Here is a 22,336-nt window from a genome sequence, read left to right on the forward strand (position 1 = left end):
AGGCGGCAGTGCGCCCCCCGGCCCCAGGGGGCCCGGGAGGTGCCCCCGTTCCGCGCGAGGAGGAGGGTCCGCTGATGGCCAACTTCGCCAAGTCGAACGTGCCGCGGTTCAGCATCGACGTCTACCAGAACGAGTACCTGCCGCAGTCCGCCGGGGAGGTCAACGCCATCGTCACGGTCACCTCGACCGGCGGTGGCACGACCGGCGGCCGCCCGCTGCCGGCGAGTGAGCGATGGGGGCACCTCCCAGGCCCCCAAGGGCCTGGGGGAAGCGCCGGAGGGGGCGCGCACGCCGCCGTGGTGATCATGGTGGACTGCTCGGGCTCCATGGACTATCCGCCGACGAAGATGCGCGGGGCCCGGCAGGCCACCGAGGCGGCCATCGACACGCTCCGCGACGGCGTCGCCTTCGCCGTGATCGCCGGAACCCACAAGGCCGTCGAGATCTACCCGGGCGACGGCCAACTCGCACTCGCCTCGAACGAGACCCGCGCCGACGCCCGGCAGGCGCTGCGCCGGCTGACGCCCTCGGGCGGCACCGCGATCGGCACCTGGTTGCGGCTGGCCGAGCGGCTGTTCGGTTCGTCGAACGCCGAGATCCGGCACGGCATCCTGCTGACCGACGGGCGCAACGAGCACGAGGAGCCCGAGAAGCTGCGGGAGGCGTTGGACGCCTGCGCCGGCCGGTTCACCTGCGACGCCCGCGGGGTCGGCACCGACTGGGAGGTCAGGGAGGTCACCGGCATCGCCTCGGCGCTGCTCGGCACCGCCGACATCGTCGCCGAGCCGGACGGCCTGGCCGCCGACTTCACCGCGATGATGGAGACGGCGATGGGCAAGGAGGTGGGCGACGTCAGCCTGCGGCTGTGGACCCCGCAGGGCGCGGAGGTCCAGTTCGTCAAGCAGGTCGCGCCCGCCGTCGAGGACCTCACCGGGCGCCGGACCGAGTCCCCGCCACGCTCCGGCGACTATCCGACCGGCTCCTGGGGCGACGAGTCCCGTGACTATCACGTGTGCGTCCGGGTGCCGACGGCGGAGGTCGGTCACGAGATGCTCGCGGCCCGGGTCGCGCTGGTCATCCGGGAGCCGGCCGCCCCCGCGGGCCCACCGGCGACCACGCTGGGGCAGGGCCTGATCCGCGCGGTGTGGACCGACGACCTGGCGGCCTCGACCCGGATCAACTCCCAGGTGGCCCACTACACGGGGCAGGCGGAGCTGGCCGACGCCATCCAGGAGGGTCTCCAGCTGCGCAAGGACGGCGATGTGGAGGGCGCGACGGCCAGGCTGGGGCGGGCCGTTCAGCTGGCCCACGAGTCCGGAAACGGGGACACCGCGAAACTGCTTGCGAAGGTGGTGGACGTGGAGGACGCGGCGGGAGGTACTGTTCGTTTGAAGGCCCGAGTGACCGAGGCCGACGAGATGACCCTGGAGACGCGGTCAACGAAGACCGTCCGGGTGAAGAAGTGACGCGGCAGACGTAGTCAGGACCGCAGAGAAGTGCTCGGGGTGTGGCCACACCCCGAGACGTTGTGACGTAAGGGGGAGGCATAACCATGCCGACTTGCCCGAACGGCCACCAGACGGTGGCCGAGGACTGGTGCGAGGTGTGCGGCCACCGCATGCTCGCGCCGGCGGCGGCCGCGATGCCCCCGCCCCCTCCGCCCGCTGGCTACGGCTACCCTCCCCCGGGCCCTGGGGGCCCCGGCGGCCCCGGAGTTCCGGGCGGCGCCCCGATGCACGGAGGCGGCCCGGGGATGCCCGGTGCCCCCGGCGAGCTCTGCCCGCAGTGCGGCACGCCGCGCGAGGCGCAGGCGCCGTTCTGTGAGGGGTGCCGGTTCAACTTCCTGACCAACTCCCCCACCACCTACATACCGCCGACGCCACCCGGACCGCAGGGCCAGCCCGGACAGCCGATGGGCGGACCGCCGATGGGCGGCCCCGGCCAGCCGATGTACCCCTCGCCGCAGCCGCCGCCCGGACAACACCCCGGACAGCACCCGGGCCAGCACCCCGGACAGGGCCCGGGGCAGACCGGCGACTGGGTCATCTCCCCGCCCGGCGGCCCTGGAGCGCCCCCCGGCGCGCCCCCCGGGGCCCCGCCGCAGTACCAGGGCGTCCCGCCGCAGCCCGGGCCTCCGCAGCCCGGCTACCCCGGCGGCCCGCAGCCCGCGGGCTGGATGGTGTCGATAGGTGCCGACCCGCAGTACTTCTCGGCGATGATGCGCCGCTCCGGGCCCGAGGCGTCGCAGCTGAACCTGCCGGCGTACTCGCCCGAACAGCAGGTGCCGCTGAACAAGCCGCAGATCACCATCGGCCGGCGCCGGCAGTCGACCGGCGAGTCCCCCGACATCGACCTGGCCCGCCCCCCGGAGGACCCGGGCGTCTCGCACCAGCACGCGATCCTGGTGCAGCAGCCGGACGGCAGCTGGGCGGTGGTGGACCAGGATTCCACCAACGGCACCACGGTCAACGGCGCGGACGACCCGATCCAGCCCTTCGTGCCGGTGTCGCTGAAGGAGGGCGACCGCATCCACATCGGCGCCTGGACGACGCTGACGGTCTATCGCGCCTGACGAGACGGTCGGGGTTCACCCGACCGGGCACGTGACGGGCACCTGATCGGCACGTATCGCAATCCGGTGACAAGATCGTTGCGCTACATACACCGCTGGAGTACATCCCCTGCCGCCTTTCGGTCGTCCAACAGGACGTGAACAGGCAGCAACGCGTTCGGCGGCACGCCGACGCGGACCGGCACGGGGGCTGGCGGATGTTGGAACGACTGAGGAAACGGCGGGCCGCGACCGCCCGACGCGGGACGAGCCGGAACCCGCACTGGGACAACATCCGCTTCCTCTCCGGCACCCTGGTGCTCTTCGTGCACATGACGAACGAGCTGAGCCGGCTGGAGCTGTTCCACTGGCTGTACATGTCCACCTGGGCGATGCGGGTGCCGGCGTTCGTGATCGTCGCCGGCTACTTCAGCCGGGCCGACGCGCTGACGAACCGGGAGGCGCGCCGGCTGATCGAGTCGATCCTGGTGCCGTACCTGCTCATCGGGCTGCTGCACACCGCGCAGATGGGCCGGGCCCCCGACGGGGAGTTCCGGTTCCACATCGTCGAGCCGGCCTGGGGCATGTGGTTCCTGCTGTCCCTGATGTGCTGGCGGATGGCGCTGCCGTACCTCGCCCGGCTGCGCTACCCGATGGCCACGTCCGTGCTGGTGGCCCTCGTGGCCGGCTACGTCTCCGACTTCGGCACCGCGGGCTCGCTCTCCCGGACGCTGTCCTTCCTGCCGTTCTTCCTGCTCGGCTGGAAGCTCCGCCAGGGGCTCTTCGCCCGGGAACTGCGGGCCGCCTGGACGAAGCCGGCGGCGGTCGGGGTGCTGGCGACCACCTTCCTGGTCATGGCGTACGCGCACCTGGACATCAGCGCGAACTGGCTGCGGATGAAGGGGCCGTACGAGGGCGGCGCGCCCTGGCAGGACCCGTTCGCGTGGACCATCCGCGGCGCCGTCCTGCTCGGCGGCATGGTCGTCGCGCTCAGCTTCGTCCGGCTGGTGCCGCGCCGGCGGCTGCCGGTGATCACCTACCTCGGCGCCGGCGGCCTGTACATCTACCTGCTGCACCCGCTGGTGCTGAGGCCGCTGCAGGACCGGGGCGCCCTCGACTGGATCGACTCCAACCTCGACCAGGTGGCGATGCTGGGCCTGGCCTTCGTGCTCGCCACCGTGCTGGCCTCGCCACCGGTGCGCTGGCTGGCCAGGCCGCTGGTCCAGCCGCGCCTGCCGTGGCTGTTCCGCGCCGAACCGGCGCCGCCCGCCGGCCCCGACCGGCCGGGCGAGGGACAACGCACCCGCGTCACCGATTCCCAGATCCCGATCGCGCCGTCGACGGTGCTCCCCGATCCCGGCGAGGCGCCGGCGCTCGCCGGGCCCCGGTCCTAGGGCGCTTTCCGGCCAGCACGCATCCGGCCCGGGCCGCCGAGGCCCGGACAGGGCCTAGCCGGGCGTGTTGACCATCGAGGCGGCGGCGTAGACCAGGTAGTCCCACAGTTGGCGCTGCTGCTCCGGTGGGAGACCGAGGCTGTCCACCGCGTCGCGCATGTGTCCGAGCCAGGCGTCGTGGGCGGCGCGGTTCACCGTGAACGGGGCGTGCCGCATGCGCAGCCGCGGATGGCCCCGACTGTCGCTGTACGTCCGGGGCCCGCCCCAGTACTGCATCAGGAAGAGTCGAAGACGCTCCTCGGCCGGGCCGAGGTCCTCCTCCGGGTACATCGGGCGCAGCACCGGGTCCGCGGCGACCCCCTCGTAGAAGCGGCGCACCAGCTTCCGGAAGGTCTCCTCGCCCCCGACCTGGTCGTAAAAAGACTGCTCCGGCATCTCCGTCACACCCCCATGGTCGCAGATCCCCCGGAACGGCCGGCGGCGGCCCGTTTCCGACGGCGCACGGGGCGCAGAGCGGGGCACCTGTGCCCCGTAGCATTCTTCCCTCCAAGTGGACCGGACCCGAGGCGGAGCGGCAGACTTCAGGGCTTGACGCGCCGGGCTTGATCATCAGGACAGCCTCAGGACTGGAGGGGCCACATGCCGCCGAGGGACGTTCCGACCGCACGCGAGGCACGCCTCGGTGCCGAGTTGCGCAAGTTGCGGGAACGGGCCGGGAAGGCAGCGCACGAGGCGGCGGCGCACATCGGCACCGACCGGGCGAAAATGTCGAACATAGAGTCGGGACGGCGCGGAATCAGCGAGGAGCGCATTCGCGCGCTCTCCGCGTTCTATCTGTGCGACGACGAGCCCCTGATCGAGGCGTTGTGCGCCATCGCGCGCGAACACCGCGGGCAGCACTGGTGGGAGCGGTATCGCGGAATTCTGCCACCCGGCGCACTCGACATGGCGGAACTGGAACACAACGCGCTCCGTCTGAACATCGTGCACATGCTTCTCGTTCCCGGTCTCTTCCAGACTCCGGGATACGCCAGGGCGATCTTCGGCAGCGCCATCCCCCGGCCGCGCGAGGAGGAACTCGACGCCCGGGTGGAGCACCGGGTGAGTCGCAGTCAGATCTTTCATCGGCAGGACCCGCCGCCCTGCGAGGCGATCATCCACGAGGCCGCGCTGCGCATGCGATACGGCGGCCGGAGCGTGGCCCGTGCCCAGCTGGAACACCTGCTGGTGGTGGCGGACTGGCCGTCCGTCACCCTACGGGTGATCCCGTTCGCGCTGGAGGAGATCCCCGGTCACGCGCAGTCTATGCTCTATACGGAAGGGCCGGTACCGCAACTGGACACCGTGCAGGTGGACACCCCGTTCGGCGGCGCCTTCCTGCACACCGAGCCCGAACTGAAGAAGTATCGGACCCTGTTCGAGACGGCCAGCGCCCTGGCGTTGGATCCAGAGGACTCACGGCAGCTCGTCCGGTACATCACCCGAGAGATGTGAGCAGGAGTATGACCGCAGAGTTCACCTGGCAGAAGTCGACCTATTCGAGCACTGGGGACAATTGCGTCGAGATCGCGTGGCACGGGGCGGACATCGCGATCAGGGAGAGTGACGCACCGCAGATCGTCATCTCCGCGAGCCGAGCGCGTCTCGCCGCGCTGCTCGCCAGCTCCAAGAGGGGAGGCTTCGACCGCCTCACGGACTGACCGCCCGACGCGACGCTCCCCCTGGCCCCTCCCCACACCGGACGAGGGGCCTTCCTCATGTTCGACTCGCGCACCGACGTGCGGCGGTCATATGCGAGGCAATCGCTCTATATCAAAACGGCGAGCAATTTGACAACGGTATCCCGGGATACTGTTGCCGTGGCCGTCCTGTAGCGCTACCGTTGCTGTACGTCAGCGAGCCGGGGCGGTGCCCGGTCTCTGACACCCTCGCGAGGCTGCTTCCCCAACGGCGAAGGGCACCTCACATGTCGACCGCACCACAACCGACCACCCCCGGCAGTCAGAACGACTCATCGAGCACCGCGGACCAGCTGCGCGAGAAGGTCAAGAAGGTGAACGCGCAGAGCGAGGCGAACCGGCTGAGCAAGGGCGGCAAGTAGCCCCGGCCGCGGCCCCGGCGGACCCCTGCGGGGCAGGGCGTCAGCCGGCCGACAGCAGGCCGCGCACCCAGCCGTGGAACTCCGCGAGATGGTGCTCGGTGGGCACCAGGACGCCGCCGGCGCGGTACGCGCGGGAGCTCATGGCGGGCTGGGTCCGCTCGCAGGCGGCGAAGTCCTGCTCGTTGACGCGGTGGAACAGCTCGACGGAGCGCGAGACGTCCACGCCCGCGTCGACGACCTCGGCCGCGTACAGCCAGTCGCACTCCACCACCGTGAGGTCCACGGCGAGCGGGAACATCCGGTGCAGGATGACGTGGTCGGGCACCAGGTTCAGGAAGACCTGGGGGCGGACGGTGGCGGCGAAGTAGCGCCGGTCCTGCGCGTCGGTCAGACCGGGGAGCCGCCCGAAGCCGGCTCCCCCGTCGACCGTGAAGCCCGTGACGTCCTCGGCGAACTCCGCGCCGTGGCCGACGTACGACTGCGCCGCGTACCCCCCGGCGAACTCCGGCAGCACGCCGACGAGCTCCGGATGGATGGTGGCGCAGTGGTAGCACTCCATGAAGTTCTCGACGATCAGCTTCCAGTTGGCCCGCACCCGGTAGCCGACGCGCCGGCCGAGCACCAGGTCGGCGGGCCGGTACCGCTCGACCGTCAGGGGGTCGCCCAGCCGCTCGGTGACCGCGTCGACCACGGTCTCCTCGAACGACGGCGGCTCGTCCGCCAGGCACAGCCACGCGTAGCCCAGCCACTCCCGCAGCGCGACCGGGACCAGCCCGTAGTCCCGCCGCTCGACGTCCGGCAGTTCCCTGAGGTTCGGGGCGGCGACCAGCCGGCCGTCCGGCGCGTAGCTCCACGCGTGGTACGGGCAGCGCAGGTTCCGCCGCACCTCGCCGGCCTCCTCGGTGCAGAGCCGGGCGCCGCGGTGCCGGCAGACGTTGAGGAACGCCCGCAGCCGGCCGTCCCTGCCGCGGATCACCAGCACGTTCTCCCGGCCGACGGTGGCGGTGCGGAAGGAGCCCGGGGTGAGCAGGTCGCCGGCGCGCACCGCGCAGAACCATCGGCGTTCGAAGATCAGCTCCTGTTCCCGGCGGAAGATCTCCGGGTCCGTGTAGGCCGAGCCCGGCAGGGTGGGCAGCAGGCTGGGCCGGGGCGGTGCGGTCATGGCCGGTGCTCCTTTCTCTCCTCGCGGTCCGCTCCGCACGGGAGCCGGGCGCGCGCGGGGCGCGGACGGGCGCTCAGACGGAGGTCAGTCGCCGCGGGTGGAAGAGCTCGATGGGGTGGTCCGTGGTGCCGGTGAGCGCGAGGTCGGCCAGGATCTCGCCGACCACGGGCACGAACTTGAAGCCGTGCCCGGAGAAGCCGCAGGCCACGGTCACCGACCGGTGCGCGGGATGCGGCGCGATCACGAAGTGCTCGTCCTGCGTGGTGGTGTACATGCAGGTGGCGGCGTGCAGCGGGCGGCCGGGCAGGCTGGGCAGCCGGCGTCCGGCGTGCTCGGCCATCGCCGCGACCTCCTCGGGGTGCACCGTCCGGTCGATGCTGTCGGGGGTGCACGCCGAGCCCCTGCGGAAGAACGCCACCTTGGCGCCGCCGTCGGGTCCGTCGATGGCCGGGAAGCCGTAGACCTGCATGCCGTCCGGCTCCTCCCAGATGTAGATGGGGTGCCGGTCGGGCGCGTAGGGCTCGGTGCCGCCCGTCGGCTGGAACCAGTGCATGATCTGCCGCTCCACGGTGAACGGCACGCCCAGGTCGGCGAGCAGCCCCGGCGCCCAGGCGCCCGGGCAGATCACCAGGTGTCCGGCGGTGTAGCTGCCCGCCGGGGTGCGCACCCGCACCCCGGCCCCGCCGGGCAGTTCCGACCACTCGGTGGCCGGCTCCTCGAAGCGCAGCTCCGCCCCGGCCCGGGTGGCCAGTTCGATCTGCGCGGCCACCGTCGCCTCGGGGCGGACCAGCCCGGCCCGGTCCTCGAACAGCGCCACCTCGTCGTCGGCGGGGGTGAAGGTGGGGAAACGGCGGCGCACCTCCGCCGCGTCCAGCATCTCGTGCGGCAGGTCCCAGGCGGTGGCCGAGCGCAGGCTGCCGGCCACGGTGGTGCTGTCCGGGCGGCCCAGCATCAGCCCGCCGCACAGCAGCGTCAGGTCCCGGCCGCTGTCCCGTTCCAGCCGCTCGAAGAGCTCGTAGCTGCGCAGCAGCAGCGGCACGTACTCGGCGCCCTCGAAGTACGACTGCCGGATGATGCGGGAGCCGCCGTGGCTGGAGCCGCGGTTGTGCGCGGGCCCGAAGCGTTCCAGGCCCAGCACCCGGGCGCCGCGCGCGGCGAGGTGGTGCGCGGCGGCGCTGCCCATGCCGCCGACGCCGAGGACGATGACGTCGTAACCGGCGCCGCCGGCGCTGCCGTTGCTGCCGTCGTGGCCGTCGTGGGTGGTAGGGGGCACGGTGGTCTCCCGGGGTGGGCGGTGCGGGTGGAGGTGCGGCGCGCGGCGCGGACGCCGCGCGGCCGGCCGCCTAGCAGCGTAGGCGGGCCATCTCCGGATCGACGAGCGGTTCCTCGCGCACGGTGGCCGGCACCTTCTCCCCGAAGTACTCGACGTGCACGGCGGTGCCGGGGTCGGCCGCCGCGGCCGGCAACCAGGCGTAGGCGACGGTGCGGCCCACGGTGGCCCCGTACCCCGCGCTGGTGACGTAGCCCGCCGCGGCGGTCTCGCCCGGCAGCCTGACGGGCTCCCCGCCGAGGACCACGGCGGCCGGATCGTCCAGGGTGAGGCAGACCAGCCGGCGCCGGGCGGTCCGCGCGGACCGCCCGGCGAGCGCGGCCCGGCCGACGAAGTCCTCCGCCCTGTCCTCGCGGACGGCGAAGCCGAGCCCCGCCTCGTACGGGTCGTGCTCGTAGCTCAGGTCCCGGCCCCAGGCGCGGTACCCCTTCTCCAGGCGCAGGCTGTCGAACGCCGCCCGGCCGGCCGCGACCAGCCCGAGCCCCCGCTCCTCGGCCTCCCGCCACAGCGTGTCCCACAGCGCCGCCCCGAGATCGGCGGTGGTGTACAGCTCCCAACCCAGCTCGCCGACGTAGCTCACCCGCAGCGCGGTGACCGGGACGTGGCCGACGAACGCCCGTTTCGCGGTGAAGTAGGGGAAGCCGCGGTGCGAGAAGTCCTCGTCGGTCAGCGGCTGCACCAGGTCCCGGGCGCGCGGGCCCCAGACGCCCAGGCAGCAGGTGCCGGCGGTGATGTCGCGCACCGCCACGGAGCCGTCGTCCGGCATCCGGCGGCGCAACCAGACCAGGTCGCGCGGGCCGTTGCAGCCGATCTGCCAGTGCTCGGGGCCGAGCCGGGCCGCGGTGATGTCGGAGCGCACGCCGCCCGCCTCGTCCAGCATCAGGGTGTACGTGACGGAGCCGGTCCTGCGGTTCAGCCGGCCGGTGGTCAGCCGCCGCAGGAGGGCGAGGGCGCCGGGCCCGGTGACCTCCAGCCGGGTCAGCGGGGTCATGTCGAACAGCGCGACCCGCTCCCGGGTGGCGCGCGCCTCGGCCACGGCGATCGGCGACCAGTGCCGGGCGGCCCACGCGCCGCGGGCCGGCACGGCGCCCGGTTCCAGGGCGGACAGCAGCGGGGCGTTGGCCTCGAACCAGTGCGGCCGCTCCCAGCCGCCGCCCTCCAGGAAGTAACCGCCGAGCTCCCGCTGCCGGGTGTGGAACGGGCTGGTGCGCAGCGGGCGGGGGCGGGCCGGCGGGTCCAGGGGATGGATGACGTCGTAGACCTCGACGAAGTTCTGCGCGCCGCGCTCGGCCACGTAGCGCGGGGAGCGCTGTGCCTCCTCGAAGCGGTCGGCCTCGCAGGCGTGCACGTCGCTGCCGGGCCGGCCGTCGACCAGCCATTCGGCGACGGCCCGGGCGGCGCCGGCGGAGTGGGTGACCCAGACGGCCTCGGCCAGCCAGAAGCCGCGCAGCTCGGGCGACTCGCCGAGCAACGGCATGCCGTCGGGGGTGAAGGAGAAGACGCCGTCCAGGCCCTCGGCGATCCGGGCCTCGGCCAACGCCGGGACCAGCTCCGCGGCGTCGGCCCAGGAGGCGGCGAACTCCTCCGCACCGAAGGGCAGTTCCGAGGCGGGGGTGGCGAAAGGATCGACGGGCATCGGCCGGTGCGCGTAGGAGCCGATGCCCAGCCGGTCGCCGTGCTGCCTGAGGTAGAGGTCGCGGTCCTGGTGGCGCAGGATCGGCAGCCTCGGCCCGGGGTCCAGGCCGGGCACCGGGGTGCTGCGCGCGTACTGGTGGGCGAGCGGCTGCAGCGGCACGGAGAGCCCGGCCAGGGCGCCGATCACCGGACCCCAGAAGCCGGCGGCCGAGACCACGACGTCGGCGGCGAACGTCCCCTGGTCCGTGACGACGCCCGCGACCCGGCGGCCGTCCGGCGTCCGCTCGACGCCCGTGACGGCGTGCCGCCCCAGGAACGTGGCGCCGCGGGCGATGGCGCGCTCGGCCTGCCGCCGGCAGGCGAGCGGCGAGTCGGCCAGGCCGTCGCCCGGGGTGTGGAAGCCGCCGAGCACCCGGGCGGCGTCCAGCAGCGGCCAGCGCCGGCCGCACTGCTCGGGTGTGAGCAGTTCGGCGGTCACCCCCCAGGAGGCGGCGAGCCCGGCTCTGCGCGCCAGGTCCGCCCACCGCTCCCGGGTGGTGGCCACCTCCAGGCCGCCGACGGCGTCGAAGCAGCCGAGCGCGGCGTACTTCTCGATGGTGTAGCGCGCCAGGTGGGTGAGGGTGCGGGACGGGCTGGTGGCGAAGACCAGACCCGGCGCGTGGCCGCTGGAGCCGACCGTGCGGCCCTCGGTCGGCAGCGGGCCGCGCTCCAGCACGGTGACGTTCCGCCAGCCGCGCGCGGTCAGCTCGTCGGCCAGGGCACAGCCGACGATGCCGGCCCCGATGACGACGACCTCCGGTCCGGCGTCCGCCGGCCTCTGCACCATGACCGCCGCCCTTCTGTTGCGTACTACGCGGAAGGTTGCGCTATGTGGGACATGATGGGAACGCGATCCACCACCCGTCAAGGCCCCACAGCTGCCTTGCCGGCATTCTTCGCCAGCCGCGACGCCGCGGCCCCGCGCGAGCGCGGCCTCGGACGCCCGGTTCGGGGGCGTCCGAGGCGGACAAGGCGGGCGCGGCACGCACGTCGGCGAACCGCCACGCCCGCGGGTCGGCCGCCAGGCCGAGCGGCCACCCGGGCCGGCCAGGCCCATCCGGCTTCGCGTGGGCGCGGGGACAGGCGGGCCGTCGCCGGGCCCCGCGCGGTACGTCTTTCGGACGGCGCCCACCCGGCGGCACAGCCCCGCACGCCGGACGCGGGACACGTCAGCAGAACGCGGCGGAGCCGCGGACCGGCCGCCAGGCCGACCAGGTGCGGCGCTACGGTCGGGCCGCCCTCGCCGGCGGTGCGTTGCCCGGGGTCGGCCGCCAGGCCGAGTGGGCGGCCCGGGCCGGCAGGCCCGTGCGGCTTCGCGTGGGCGCGGGGACAGGCGGGCCGTCGCCAGGCCCCGCGCGGGACGTCTTTCGGACGGCGCCCACGCGGCGGCACAGCCCCGCCCACCGGACGCGGGACGCGAGCCGGCCGCCGGGCCGAACGGGCGCGGGGTGCGGGCCGGCAGGGCCCGGGTCAGGGGCCGGGGTAGCCCATGCGGTGGGAGAGGTCGGCGGCGGCGGTGACCGTGGCTTGGGTGAGGGTGGGGAGCCGGTCCTCGGTCATGCGGTAGACGGGGCCGGAGACGCCGATCGCGGCGATCACGCCGCCGTCGTGCCCGCGCACCGGCGCGGCGACCGCGTTGAGGCCCTCCTCCAGCTCCTCGCTGGTGACGGCGTAGCCGTCCCGGCGGGCCGTCTCCAGCTGCGCGCGCAGCTCCCCGGCGTCGGTCACCGTGGCGTCGGTGAAGCGCGGCAGGACGCCGGCGACCAGCCGGTCACCCACCGCCGTCGGCAGCTGGGCCAGCAGCACCTTGCCGCTGGCCGTCGCGTGCAGCGGGGTGCGGCGGCCCAGCCAGTTGTGGGCGCTGACCTCGGCCGCGCCCCTGGCCTGCGTGATGTTGACCGCCGCGTCGCCGTCGAGCACCGCGAGGTTCGCCGTCTCGCCGACCTCCTCGGCCAGCCGCCGGCACACCGGGCCGCTCTCCTGCGAAACGTCGAGCCGGATGGCGGCCGCGCCGGCCAGCCGCAGGATGCCCGCCCCCAGGTGGTACTTGCCTCGCTCCCGTTCCTGGTCCACCAGACCGTGCTGCTCCAGCACGCCGACCAGCCGGAACGCCGTCGACTTGTGCACCCCGAGCTCGTCCGCGATCTGCGTCACCCCGGCACCGCCGTGTCGGGCGAGCACCTCGAGCACCCCGACGGCGCGGTCCACGGACTGCACGGAGCTGGCCCGCTCTCCGGCTCCGGCTCGCTCAGGGTCCCGCCCGCGACCCGCGGACCTCGCGGAACCCGCGCGCCGGTCATCCAGGTCCGTCATGCGCACCCCGTCGTGGTCTGTTGCGCATCGCGCTCCGTGGTGCGCCACGCACAACCCATGCTACAGCGGGGTGACCGACAGTCCCCGTACGCCGGAGCCGCGGACCGCGATCGAGCCGAGCGGGGTGCCGAGCCGCAGCCAGGCGCCGCTGCTCAGCACCGTCGCCGGGGCGTCCGAGCGGAGGAAGCCGAGGGCCTGCGCGGCGTGCACGGCGCGCAACGGCAGGGCGGTGCCCGGTAGCGTCCGGGACCAGATCTCCTCGGCGAGCGCGTCCAGCGCCTCGCGGGTGCGGTCCGGATCGGCCAGCCGCTCCCGCCGTTCGCGGAACTCCGCCACCGCCCCGGCCGCCGCGGCCCGCGCCTCGTCGTGCGCCACCTCGGCCAGCTGCCGCCAGCCGCCGCGCGGCGGCAGCACCCCGGCCCAGGCGGGCCCGGTGACCGGCTCCGGCAGCACCACCGCCTCGCTCTCCTCGTCGATGCCCTCCAGCAGCTCGCCGGCGGACACGGTCAGGTCGAGTCGCGCCGGCTCCCGCAGCCGCCCCGGGCGGACCGCCAGCACGTCGAAACGAGCCGGCCGGGTGAACACCGCCGCGACCGTGCCGGCGGTGTCGCCGCCGGCGGTGAGCCGGGCCGCGGCGGCCCGGTCCCAGGCCAGCTGGCGGCGCAGGAACGCCGCGAGGTCCGCGGCCGCGCCGGCCTCGGCGAAGGCCAGCCGGCCGCCTCCCCCGGCGTCGGGTTCCGGCTCGCCGTGCTCGGTCGTGCGTGGAATCATGCGTGGAACGAGCCCCCCTCGCCCGGGCCCACCGAGCGCCGCCCCGTGCCCTTCTCCGAGCGCCGCTCCGGGCTCCCCGGGCCCGCCGGGTCCACCGGGTCCTCCCGGTACTTCTCGACGAAGCTCCGCTCCTCCGGCGTCATCCGCCGGGGCGCGCCGCGCTCCAGGTCGTAGACCACCACGACGGAGGTGGCCCGCGCGTACACCACGTCCGCGTCCCTGACCTCGTACGCCACGTGGATCGACGCGCCGCCGAGCCGGGTCACCCAGGTCTCGACGGTGACCGGCTCGGGGCGGTACGTCAGCGGCCGGAGGTAGTCGATCTCGTGCCGGGCGACCACCGAGCCGCTGCTGAAGGAGCCGCCGGCCGCCTCGGCCGCGACCCGGAAGAACAGGTCGATCCGGGCCTCCTCCAGGTAGCGCAGGAAGACCACGTTGTTGACGTGCCCGAAGGAGTCCATGTCCGACCAGCGCAGCGGGCACTCGTACACGTGCCGCACGGTCAGCCCCGGGTCAGCTTCTTGTACGTGGCGCGGTGCGGGCGGGTGGCCTCGGGCCCGAGGCGCTCGGACTTGTTCTTCTCGTAGGACGCGAAGTTGCCCTCGAACCAGAACCACTGCGACTCGCCCTCGTAGGCGAGGATGTGCGTCGCGATGCGGTCCAGGAACCAGCGGTCGTGGGAGATCACCACGGCGCAGCCCGGGAACTCCAGCAGCGCGTTCTCCAGCGAGGAGAGCGTCTCCACGTCGAGGTCGTTGGTGGGCTCGTCGAGCAGCAGCAGGTTCCCGCCCTGCTTGAGGGTGAGCGCGAGGTTCAGCCGGTTCCGCTCGCCGCCGGACAGCACGCCCGCCGGCTTCTGCTGGTCCGGGCCCTTGAAGCCGAACGCGCTGACGTACGCCCGGGACGGCATCTCGACGTGGCCGACGTTGATGTAGTCCAGGCCGTCGGAGACGACCTCCCACAGCGTCTTCTTCGGGTCGATGTTGGCCCGGCCCTGGTCCACGTAGGAGACCTGCACGGTGTCGCCGACCCGGATCCGGCCGGAGCTCGGCTGCTCCTGGTCGAGGATCATCTTGAACAGCGTCGTCTTGCCGGCGCCGTTCGGGCCGATCACGCCGACGATCCCGTTCCTCGGCAGGGTGAAGGACAGGTCGTCCACCAGCACCTTGCTGTCGAACGACTTCGCCAGGTGCTCCACCTCGACCACGATGTTGCCGAGCCGCGGGCCCGGCGGGATCTGGATCTCCTCGAAGTCCAGCTTCCTGGTCTTCTCCGCCTCCGCGGCCATCTCCTCGTACCGGGCGAGACGGGCCCGGGACTTGGCCTGCCGGCCCTTGGCGTTGGAGCGGACCCAGTCCAGCTCGTCCTTGAGGCGCTTGGCGCGCTTGGCGTCCTTGGCACCCTCGACCTTGAGCCGGGACTGCTTGGTCTCCAGGTACTTCGAGTAGTTCCCCTCGTAGACGTACGCCCGGCCCCGGTCCAGCTCCAGGATCCACTCGGCGACGTTGTCCAGGAAGTACCGGTCGTGGGTGATCGCGACGACGGTGCCCTCGTACTTCGCCAGGTGCTGCTCCAGCCACTGCACGGACTCGGCGTCCAGGTGGTTCGTCGGCTCGTCCAGCAGCAGCAGGTCGGGCTGCTCCAGCAGCAGCTTGCACAGCGCGACGCGGCGCTTCTCGCCGCCGGAGAGGTTGGTGACCGGCCAGTCGCCGGGGGGGCAGCCCAGGGCGTCCATGGCCTGCTCCAGCTGGGCGTCCAGGTCCCAGGCGCCCGCGTGGTCGAGCTTCTCCTGGAGCGTGCCCATCTCCTCCATCAGGGCGTCGGAGTAGTCGGTCGCCATCTGCTCGGCGATCTCGTTGAACCGGTCGAGCTTGCCCTTGATCTCGGCCACGCCCTGCTGGACGTTCTCCAGCACGGTCCGCGTCTCGTCCAGCGGCGGCTCCTGGAGCAGGATGCCGACGCTGTACCCGGGGGTCAGGAAGGCGTCGCCGTTGGAGGGCTGCTCCAGACCGGCCATGATCTTCAGCACCGTGGACTTGCCGGCGCCGTTGGGACCCACGACACCGATCTTGGCCCCGGGCAGGAAGCTCAGGGTGACGTCGTCCAGGATCACCTTGTCGCCGTGGGCCTTGCGCGTCTTGCGCATGGTGTAGATGTACTCAGCCAAGAGAAACCGTCCGGCAGCCTAGTTCGGTGATGGATCAGGGTGGAAAGGCGGATGCACCCATCCTGCCGCATCGCCCCGCCCGTCAGGAAACCGGCTGGCGACGAGGGACGCCCGCCAGGACCGGCGGCCCGGGCGGCGGGCAGGAGAGCGCTTCGACGGCGGCACGACGACGGCGCGACGGCAGCACGAAGGGGCGGGCCCGCGGGCCCGCCCCTCGGCTGCGTCAGCGCGTCAGCGCCGCGCTGCGATGGTCGTTCAGTCCTCCGACCCGGCGCTGACGGTCGCGGCCCGGCGGCGCATGAAGAACAGCGCGCCACCACCGGCGACCAGCAGGGCCAGGGCGATGCCGCCGATCATGGCCGGGCTGTTGCTGCTGCCGGTCTCGGCCAGGTCGACGTCGTCCTCGGCCTCCTCGGCGCCGCCGGCACCACCGGTGCTGGCGGGCTCGGGCGCGTTCGGACCGTCGGGCGTGTCACCCTCGGTGGAGCAGTCGAGCACGCCGGTGAACTCCCAGTTGTCGCCCATGGGGTTCTCGATGACGATCTCGTACGGCTGCTGGTCCTCGACCGGGAAGACCACCGACGCGGAGTCGCCGGGCGCGACCTCGTGCTCCTCACCGGCCAGGGTGAAGGTGTACGTCTCGTCACCGTTGTTGGTGGCGGTGATCTCCACGCCGCCCTCGGCGCAGACCTCGTCGGCCGTGATGGACGGCGAGGGGCCGACGGCCCAGCGGCCGGTCGCGGTGGCGGTGACCGAGGAGTCGGTGGAACCGGCCAGGATCATCGTCTGGGTGATCGTGTCCACGCCGGTGAAGGCGCGGCCGACCGGGACGGTGGAGGAGGCGGTCACGTCGAACGAGGCGGCGCCGGGGTCGGCGCCCTCGGGCACGTCGAAGAAGAGCTCGGTGCCGTCGGTCACCGGGGTGTCCGCGGTGATGACGTTGCCGTCGGCGTCGACGATCTGGACGCCCTGGTCAGCGGAGGCCGCGTCGGGGGTGACGGTGACCGACTCGGAGCTGGTGTTGACGGTCACCGGGCCGACCAGCGAGCCGGGGGTGCCGGAGACCTCGCGCGGGCTGAGCTCCAGGGAGGCGCCCGGCTCCTCGACGGCCTCGGCGCTGGTTGTCAGCCACTCGGCGAGCGCCGCGGCGTTGCCGTCCTGCGGCACGGCCTCGACGCCGTCGGAGAAGCCCCAGATGGCGGCCTGGGTGCCGGCGGCGGCGGTCTCCGGGGTCAGCGAGTCGACGCCGGCGCTACCGGCCAGGGCGGCCACGTCGACCGACGGGTACGAGTTCTCCAGGATCCACTGGATCTTGCCCGCGTCGGGGTTGTCGTGCAGCGTGGAGGAGTCCCAGCCGGTCTCCTTGTACTGGGTGCCGTTCTGGGCGCCCGTCAGGAAGTCGATGCAGTAGGTCTGGAGGCTGCTGCCGTCCGACCCGGTGAGGTTGAACAGCCCGGCCCCGTAGGTGTGCTCCTCGCCGTCGATCACGACGTCGACCTCGTCGGAGACCGAGAGCCCGTCGAGCACCGCGGTCGCGCCGCCGTCCCAGGGGTTCTCGTCGGCGGTGGCCGTCCCGGCGACGGCTATCGCACCGGCCGTGAAGAGCCCGGTGGCGACGGCCGTGGCCGCAAGGCGAGTGGCGACCCGCCTGCGCGCAAACAACATCTGTGTGTCTCCTCCACAAGTCCACTTGTCGTCACGGTGCCGGCGGTCGGGCGCAGGGGTGTGCCCCGACCACACGCTTCTCGTGACCCCCGTGCGTACGCTGGATCGTAGAGAGAGCGGTCGCGCAATGTCCCCAGGGGATACGAGAGTTACACATCTCGAGCTCGAATCGTTACCTGGCGACGGTGGCCATGAGGGGGGTTGGACGACTATTGGCGCTATCCCCCGGGTATCCCCCGAAGGGCCCGCGACGGCGGCTATCTCCCGTTCGGTGACGCGGCGATGACATACCGTTCGCGTACCTCGCGGTAACGCAGCAGCTCCGCGACCAACGGCTCCAGCACGTGGCGGTGGCCGCGGTCGGCCGCCAGATGGCGCAGCCGCCACGTCTCCCGCTGGCCGAACACCCGGGCCGGGCCCCGGGCGGCGATCCGGCAGCCCCAGGCGAGCAGCGGGCCGGCGAGCGCCCCGCCGGCCAGCAGCGCCAGCGGCAGCCACCGCCCCACCGCGGGCTGGCCGACGAGGGCGGCCAGCAGCCAGCCGAGACCGAGCAGTTGCGCGGCCAGCAGCACCCCCTGCCCGACCGCGCCGGCCGACCACCAGCGGGGGCGTGGCTGCGTCCCCGTCGGCTGCGCGCCGAGCGCGGACTCCAGGGCCCGCGGCAGCGCCGCCGCGCCGCGCCACGCCGCCTCCCCCACCGCCTCGGCCCACGGCTCGGGCAGCCCCGCCGTGGTGTCGGTGACCAGCCGGCGCACGGCGCGCTCCACGTCGGTCCTGGACACCGAAGGCGGTTCCGCGGCGCGCAGCCGCTTCGCGGCCAGCGCCGGCGGCTCACCGCGCCGCTCCGCCTGGTGCAGGGCGAGCCACCGCAGCAGCAGCGACCAGGGCGTGCCGCAGGCCCGGTCGGCGCGGCGCAGCCAGGCGCGTTCGGCGGCCTGGCCCGCCGCCGGGGCGCCGACGGCCGCCGCGAGCCGCTCCTCGAAGCCCTCCCTGGCCTCGTCGGTGAGCCCGGCCGGGGCGACGCCGTCGGCCGCCACGTACAGCGGGCGCAGCCGCCGCACCAGCCCGTCCAGGTCGGCCACCAGGCGCCGGGCCGCCGCGCCCCGGCCGGCCACCAGCTGCGCCAGCTCGGCCCGGAGTTCGCCCACGCCGCGGCCGGTGAGCGCGGACACCGCGAGCACCCGGGCGCCAGGATCGCCGTGCTCGCCCAGCGCGACGCCGCGCTCGTCGAGCAGCCGCCGCAGGTCGTGCAGCACCACGTCCAGCGCCTCGCCGGGCAGCCGGTCGGCCTGGTTGAGCACGACCAGGCTGACCTCGGCGTGGTCGGCGAAGGCCCGCAGGTAGTGCTCGTGCAGCAGCGCGTCCGCGTACTTCTCCGGGTCCACCAGCCAGATCACCGCGTCGACGAGGGCGAGCAGCCGGTCGGCCTGCTGGCGGTGCGTGGCGTCCAACGAGTCGTGGTCGGGCAGGTCGAGCAGCACGAGGCCGCGCAGCCCCGGATCCGCAAGAGGCGCCTGACGCCGGGACTGCACCGGGACGCCGAGGCGCTCCAGCAGGTCGTCGGGGCCTTCGGCGGACTCCTGGGCGTCCCAGGCGCAGGACAGCGCGTCCGCGGTGGTGGGGCGCCGCACCCCGGCCTCGGACAGCCGGGCCCCGGCCAGGGCGTTGAACAGCGTGGACTTCCCGCTGCCGGTGGCGCCGGCGATGGCGACGCAGGTGTACGCGCGGGGCAGCCGCTCGCGGGCGGCGGCCTCGTCGAGCAACCGGGCGGCCGCGGCGAGTTCGTCCGAACCGTGGCCGGGTTCGCCGGCGAGCCGGGTGCGGGACAGGCCGAGCAGCTCGCGCAGCGCGGTGAGCCGGCGGTCCAGCGCCGTGTCCGGCCCGTCCTCCGCGCCGGCGAGCCCGCCGGGGCGGTCGGGCGCGGCGGAGGGGTGGAAGGCCGCGGGGACGGCGGGCGCCAACGGCCCGACCATCCAACGGCCCTCGGTGGCGGTCGTCCTCTCGTCCAGCATCCCGATCACTCCTTGTTCCTGTGGCTCCCCGTGACCCCCCTGGGCCTTGCGCCGGTCGTGCCTGTCTGGCGGTCCTGGTCGTCGGGCGGGCTACACGGCGACGTGGGTGGCCTGCCGGGTCCGCACGGTGGACAGGGCGGCGACCAGCTCCACCTGGTGGTCGGGGGTGACCGCCAGCCGGTGCAGGGGCGCGCCGCGGCGGTGGCGTTCGCCGGCCAACACCCGCTCCACACACTCCGCGAGCAGCCGCGTCCCCTGTTCCCGCAGCCGGACGGCGGCCGGCTCCCCGAGCGCCCCCGTGAGGTTCTGCTGGGCCACGACCGCGGTCCCACCGCCCATCAGCGCCACGGCGAGCAGCGCCGCGGTCTCCGCCTCGTGCCCGGGGCGCGGTACGGAGTGCGACCCGGCGCCGAAGCCCGGATGCGCGCCGGCGCCCGCGTCGGCGCGTACCTCCTCGGCAAGCTCCACCAGGCAGCGGCCCAGCTTCCGCACGGGCACGCCGGCACGGGCCCGCAACGCGTCGACACCGCCCGGGCCGTCGATGCCGGCGACCGCGGCCGGGGCGCCCGGCTCGCGCCGCCAGGCCGCGTCGACGCTCGCGTCGGCCGCGGCCACGGACTCGGCCAGCAGCCCGGCGAGCCCTTCCAGCAGCGCCTCCAGCACCTCGTCGCCGCTCGCGTCGTCGGGGAACGCCAGCCAGTGGGCGCGGGCCTCGCCGGTCAGCAGGCCGCCCCCGGTCACGCAGGCCCGCACCCGGCCGGCCGCCTCCGCGTAGCACTCGTCGAGCCGTTGGCCGAGCCGGACCGCGGCGGCGTACTGGGCCGCGCACGCGCCGGCCAGTTCGGCGACCCGGCCGCGGAGCGAGGCGAGCATGCCCGTCGCGGTCCGGTTGGCGGCCGCCGCCCGCACCTCCGGGTCCAGGGCCCGCCGGCCCAGCCAGTCGCGCAGCGCGGCGACGGCGGTGCCCGGCAGCAGCCCGGAGCCGCCGCCCGCGGACTCCGGGAGCTCGGGGACGGTGAACCGGGGGACGTGGCCGAGCCCGGCCCGTTCCAGCAGGACGGCGTACTGCCGGGACACCTCGGCGGCGACCTGGTGCGGCACCCGGTCGAGCACCGTGGCGAGCGTCACGTCGTACTCCTGGGCGCTGCGCAGCAGGTGCCAGGGCAGCGCGTCGGCGTACCTCGCGGCGGTGGTGACGACCACCCAGATGTCGGCGGCGCAGAGCAGTTCGGCGGCCCGTTCGCGGCTCTCCACCACCAGGGAGTCGATGTCGGGCGCGTCCAGCAGCGCGAGGCCCGCCGGCACGGTGATGTCGGTCTCCACGACCAACACCGGATCGCCCGGGTCCTCGGCGTCCGGCGGCCCGGACAGCCCCGCGTCCGGCAGGGTCCCGGTGCCCGGGGCGGGGATGCCGGACAGGCCCCGGATGCCCGAGAGCGGCGCGCCGGACGGACGCCGCGAGACGCGTTCGAAACGGGACAGCACCCGCTGGTCGACGAACCAGTGGCGGTCCTCCGGGTGACACACCAGCACCGGGGTCCGGGTGGTGGGCCGCAGCACCCCGGCCTCGCTGACCCGCCGGCCGACCAGGGAGTTGACGAGCGTGGACTTGCCGGCCCCGGTCGAGCCGCCGATCACCGCGAGCAGCGGCGCCGCAGGCTCGCGCAGCCGTGGCAGCAGGTACCCGTCGAGCTGCGCGAGCAGCTCACCCCTGGTCCGCCTGGCCCGTTCGGCCCCTGGCAGCTCCAGCGGGAACCGCGCGGCGGCGAGTCGCTCCCGCAGCACGGTCAACGCGTCGAGCAGCCCGGGCCCTGCTTCCAAGATCGCCACAAGCGCAGAATGCCCGGTTTAGAGCGTTTTCCCAAGCATCTTCCGCCATGTGTAACCCGTCCCCGGGCATAACGACTGCGCAACACCCCACCGAACAACGCACCAAAAACGCTGCGCGCTTCGCACTCGCCTGCGATTATCAGGTCTGCTTCACTGGATCTCCACAGGACGGGGTTGCGGTGAAGCAACGGGAACGGACCCCTCGAAGCCCTATCCTGTGCGCGGCGAGGTCACCGAGGGGGGCACCGTCCCGCGCCATGAGGGAGACCGGCCCCCGTAGCTCAGTGGATAGAGCAGGTGCCTTCTAAGCACTTGGCCGCAGGTTCGAGTCCTGCCGGGGGCACACGATCGTCGCATCCTTGCCGTCTCCTGTTTCCGCAGGTCAGCGACCACGCTGCACGCTCTGGCGACCGGGCGCACCTGCGGCCCCTGCCGACCGCGCGGGTCCGGCTGTACCCGACTGGTGGCGGGTTTCGGCGGGTGGCTGCGGTGAATACACGGAGAAGTTTTCCGGCCTCGCCATCGGTGCCGAGGCGAGTCCTGTGAGGTCCTGGGCCGCTTCGACGCGCCGCTGGAGGTCCCTCAGCTGTCCCGATAGGCAGCGGGTGTAGGTGGCCAGCAGGACAGGGACACTGTTGCCCGCCCACTCGGCGACGTGCGCCGGCGGGACTCCGTTGTTCAGCCAGGTGGTCAGGCACGTGTGGCGCAGATCATAGACACGCCGACCCAGCGGCGAGGCGCACTCCGCCTCGGTCAGCACGCACGCCCGAGCCTGCCGCCAGGCCCGGCGGATCACCGAACCCGCCAGGGCACCGCCACGCTCGCCCGGGAAGAGGCGGTCCGTGGGCTGCAGCCCTTCGCGGTGGATGTGCTCGCGAAGGATCTTCACCAACGCGGGATGCCCCGGCACCACCCTCGTGTCACCTGCGGCGCGTCCCTTGAGGTGCCGCTCGTCGTGGGTCTGCCCCGAGTCGGTCCACTGCTTGCCCACCTCCGGGGTGGCTGTATGGAGCAACAGCTCTCCCCACTGATCGTCAGCGTCTGCGTCCGGAAGGGTGATGTCGTTCGCCCGCAGCGCGACAACTTCTTCCGGGCGGGCTCCGGCGTAGGGGTGTGTCAATTTAACGGCTGATCTTGGTTGTTGAGTGGTCAGTTGTTGCTCGGGGTCAGACGGCCCTCGAAGGCGATCTGGAAGGCGTTCAGCGGCGCCTTCCAGCGCATGGTCCACCGCTTGCGGCCCTTGCCGGTCGGGTCCAGGCTCATCAGCGCCATGTAGACGCACTTGAGAGCGGCCTGCTCGTTCGGGAAGTGCCCGCGGGCCCGGAGGAACGGCGCAAGACGCTCCTCCGTGCATGGGACCTTGCCG

Annotated in this window: 18 protein-coding genes, 1 tRNA gene and 1 pseudogene; 7 read left to right on the forward strand and 13 right to left on the reverse strand. The window is 73.6% G+C overall.

Features of this window, described 5'->3' with window-relative positions; genetic code table 11:
* Window positions 1–74 precede the first annotated feature (74 nt).
* The 3 genes from ABGB06_RS30560 (at window position 75) to ABGB06_RS30570 (ending at window position 3,945) form a co-directional block, all read left to right on the forward strand.
* On the forward strand, window positions 75–1,466 hold the full coding sequence (locus ABGB06_RS30560) for a VWA domain-containing protein (protein ID WP_347595489.1): 1,392 nt from the start codon (window positions 75–77) through the stop codon (window positions 1,464–1,466).
* A gap of 86 nt (window positions 1,467–1,552) precedes the next feature.
* Window positions 1,553–2,572: an FHA domain-containing protein gene (locus ABGB06_RS30565; protein ID WP_347595492.1), complete on the forward strand. Its 1,020-nt coding sequence runs from the start codon at window positions 1,553–1,555 to the stop codon at window positions 2,570–2,572.
* A 197-nt stretch (window positions 2,573–2,769) separates the two neighbouring features.
* Entirely contained in the window at window positions 2,770–3,945 is a 1,176-nt protein-coding gene (locus ABGB06_RS30570; RefSeq protein ID WP_347595495.1) for an acyltransferase family protein, read from the forward strand.
* 54 nt (window positions 3,946–3,999) lie between these two features.
* Here the strand turns inward: ABGB06_RS30570 and ABGB06_RS30575 are convergent, their stop codons facing one another.
* Window positions 4,000–4,380 (reverse strand): globin, encoded by a 381-nt coding sequence (locus ABGB06_RS30575; RefSeq protein ID WP_347595731.1) that lies wholly within the window; start codon window positions 4,378–4,380, stop codon window positions 4,000–4,002.
* A 204-nt stretch (window positions 4,381–4,584) separates the two neighbouring features.
* Here ABGB06_RS30575 and ABGB06_RS30580 point away from each other — a divergent pair, with 204 nt between their 5' ends.
* From ABGB06_RS30580 to ABGB06_RS30590, 3 genes are all read left to right on the forward strand, one after another.
* On the forward strand, window positions 4,585–5,439 hold the full coding sequence (locus ABGB06_RS30580; RefSeq protein WP_347595498.1) for a helix-turn-helix transcriptional regulator: 855 nt from the start codon (window positions 4,585–4,587) through the stop codon (window positions 5,437–5,439).
* Window positions 5,440–5,447: 8 nt separating this feature from the next.
* Window positions 5,448–5,645, forward strand: a complete 198-nt coding sequence (locus ABGB06_RS30585; protein WP_347595501.1) for a DUF397 domain-containing protein — start codon at window positions 5,448–5,450, stop codon at window positions 5,643–5,645.
* A gap of 266 nt (window positions 5,646–5,911) precedes the next feature.
* Window positions 5,912–6,046, forward strand: a complete 135-nt coding sequence (locus ABGB06_RS30590) for a hypothetical protein (RefSeq protein WP_347595504.1) — start codon at window positions 5,912–5,914, stop codon at window positions 6,044–6,046.
* Between the two features lie 40 nt (window positions 6,047–6,086).
* On the opposite strand, the gene ABGB06_RS30595 is transcribed toward ABGB06_RS30590, so the two are convergent.
* From ABGB06_RS30595 to ABGB06_RS30640, 10 genes are all read right to left on the reverse strand, one after another.
* Window positions 6,087–7,208, reverse strand: coding sequence for an aromatic ring-hydroxylating dioxygenase subunit alpha (locus tag ABGB06_RS30595; protein WP_347595507.1), 1,122 nt, complete (start codon window positions 7,206–7,208; stop codon window positions 6,087–6,089).
* Window positions 7,209–7,281: 73 nt separating this feature from the next.
* The gene (gene solA / locus ABGB06_RS30600) at window positions 7,282–8,481 is read right to left on the reverse strand and encodes an N-methyl-L-tryptophan oxidase (protein ID WP_347595510.1); all 1,200 of its coding nucleotides are present in this window, start codon (window positions 8,479–8,481) and stop codon (window positions 7,282–7,284) included.
* A gap of 70 nt (window positions 8,482–8,551) precedes the next feature.
* Window positions 8,552–10,999, reverse strand: coding sequence for an FAD-dependent oxidoreductase (locus tag ABGB06_RS30605; RefSeq protein WP_347595512.1), 2,448 nt, complete (start codon window positions 10,997–10,999; stop codon window positions 8,552–8,554).
* A gap of 683 nt (window positions 11,000–11,682) precedes the next feature.
* Window positions 11,683–12,429, reverse strand: coding sequence for an IclR family transcriptional regulator (locus tag ABGB06_RS30610; protein WP_347595515.1), 747 nt, complete (start codon window positions 12,427–12,429; stop codon window positions 11,683–11,685).
* A 156-nt stretch (window positions 12,430–12,585) separates the two neighbouring features.
* Complete coding sequence (locus ABGB06_RS30615; protein WP_347595518.1) at window positions 12,586–13,296, reverse strand: hypothetical protein; 711 nt, start codon at window positions 13,294–13,296, stop codon at window positions 12,586–12,588.
* Window positions 13,293–13,757 (reverse strand): thioesterase family protein, encoded by a 465-nt coding sequence (locus tag ABGB06_RS30620; protein ID WP_347595734.1) that lies wholly within the window; start codon window positions 13,755–13,757, stop codon window positions 13,293–13,295. Before ABGB06_RS30620 ends, ABGB06_RS30615 begins: the two co-directional genes overlap by 4 nt.
* Before the next feature lie 41 nt (window positions 13,758–13,798).
* On the reverse strand, window positions 13,799–15,463 hold the full coding sequence (gene ettA, locus ABGB06_RS30625) for an energy-dependent translational throttle protein EttA (RefSeq protein ID WP_347595521.1): 1,665 nt from the start codon (window positions 15,461–15,463) through the stop codon (window positions 13,799–13,801).
* Between the two features lie 255 nt (window positions 15,464–15,718).
* Window positions 15,719–17,128 (reverse strand): thioester domain-containing protein, encoded by a 1,410-nt coding sequence (locus ABGB06_RS30630; RefSeq protein ID WP_347595524.1) that lies wholly within the window; start codon window positions 17,126–17,128, stop codon window positions 15,719–15,721.
* Window positions 17,129–17,385: 257 nt separating this feature from the next.
* Window positions 17,386–19,140, reverse strand: coding sequence for a GTPase (locus tag ABGB06_RS30635; RefSeq protein ID WP_347595527.1), 1,755 nt, complete (start codon window positions 19,138–19,140; stop codon window positions 17,386–17,388).
* A 90-nt stretch (window positions 19,141–19,230) separates the two neighbouring features.
* Window positions 19,231–20,970: a dynamin family protein gene (locus tag ABGB06_RS30640; RefSeq protein WP_347595530.1), complete on the reverse strand. Its 1,740-nt coding sequence runs from the start codon at window positions 20,968–20,970 to the stop codon at window positions 19,231–19,233.
* 270 nt (window positions 20,971–21,240) lie between these two features.
* Between ABGB06_RS30640 and ABGB06_RS30645 the strand changes: the two genes are divergently transcribed.
* A tRNA-Arg gene (locus tag ABGB06_RS30645) sits at window positions 21,241–21,313 on the forward strand.
* Window positions 21,314–21,352: 39 nt separating this feature from the next.
* Here ABGB06_RS30645 and ABGB06_RS30650 read toward each other — a convergent pair.
* Both ABGB06_RS30650 and ABGB06_RS30655 read right to left on the reverse strand, forming a co-directional pair.
* Complete coding sequence (locus tag ABGB06_RS30650; RefSeq protein WP_347595533.1) at window positions 21,353–22,090, reverse strand: hypothetical protein; 738 nt, start codon at window positions 22,088–22,090, stop codon at window positions 21,353–21,355.
* 29 nt (window positions 22,091–22,119) lie between these two features.
* Window positions 22,120–22,296 (reverse strand): annotated as a pseudogene (locus ABGB06_RS30655) (IS256 family transposase); the annotation flags it as partial.
* Window positions 22,297–22,336 lie beyond the last annotated feature (40 nt).

The organism is Streptomyces sp. B6B3 (assembly GCF_039871525.1).
Taxonomy (GTDB): Bacteria; Actinomycetota; Actinomycetes; order Streptomycetales; family Streptomycetaceae; genus Streptomyces.

Coding starts and splice junctions, on each gene's coding strand:
- ABGB06_RS30615 (WP_347595518.1), bottom strand. CDS start 13,296: ATGATTCCACGCACGACCGAGCACGGCGAGCCGGAACCCGACGCCGGG.
- ABGB06_RS30590 (WP_347595504.1), top strand. CDS start 5,912: ATGTCGACCGCACCACAACCGACCACCCCCGGCAGTCAGAACGACTCA.
- ABGB06_RS30635 (WP_347595527.1), bottom strand. CDS start 19,140: ATGCTGGACGAGAGGACGACCGCCACCGAGGGCCGTTGGATGGTCGGG.
- ABGB06_RS30570 (WP_347595495.1), top strand. CDS start 2,770: ATGTTGGAACGACTGAGGAAACGGCGGGCCGCGACCGCCCGACGCGGG.
- ABGB06_RS30605 (WP_347595512.1), bottom strand. CDS start 10,999: ATGGTGCAGAGGCCGGCGGACGCCGGACCGGAGGTCGTCGTCATCGGG.
- ABGB06_RS30585 (WP_347595501.1), top strand. CDS start 5,448: ATGACCGCAGAGTTCACCTGGCAGAAGTCGACCTATTCGAGCACTGGG.
- ABGB06_RS30620 (WP_347595734.1), bottom strand. CDS start 13,757: ATGGACTCCTTCGGGCACGTCAACAACGTGGTCTTCCTGCGCTACCTG.
- ABGB06_RS30575 (WP_347595731.1), bottom strand. CDS start 4,380: ATGCCGGAGCAGTCTTTTTACGACCAGGTCGGGGGCGAGGAGACCTTC.
- ABGB06_RS30580 (WP_347595498.1), top strand. CDS start 4,585: ATGCCGCCGAGGGACGTTCCGACCGCACGCGAGGCACGCCTCGGTGCC.
- ABGB06_RS30595 (WP_347595507.1), bottom strand. CDS start 7,208: ATGACCGCACCGCCCCGGCCCAGCCTGCTGCCCACCCTGCCGGGCTCG.
- ABGB06_RS30630 (WP_347595524.1), bottom strand. CDS start 17,128: ATGTTGTTTGCGCGCAGGCGGGTCGCCACTCGCCTTGCGGCCACGGCC.
- ABGB06_RS30560 (WP_347595489.1), top strand. CDS start 75: ATGGCCAACTTCGCCAAGTCGAACGTGCCGCGGTTCAGCATCGACGTC.
- ABGB06_RS30565 (WP_347595492.1), top strand. CDS start 1,553: ATGCCGACTTGCCCGAACGGCCACCAGACGGTGGCCGAGGACTGGTGC.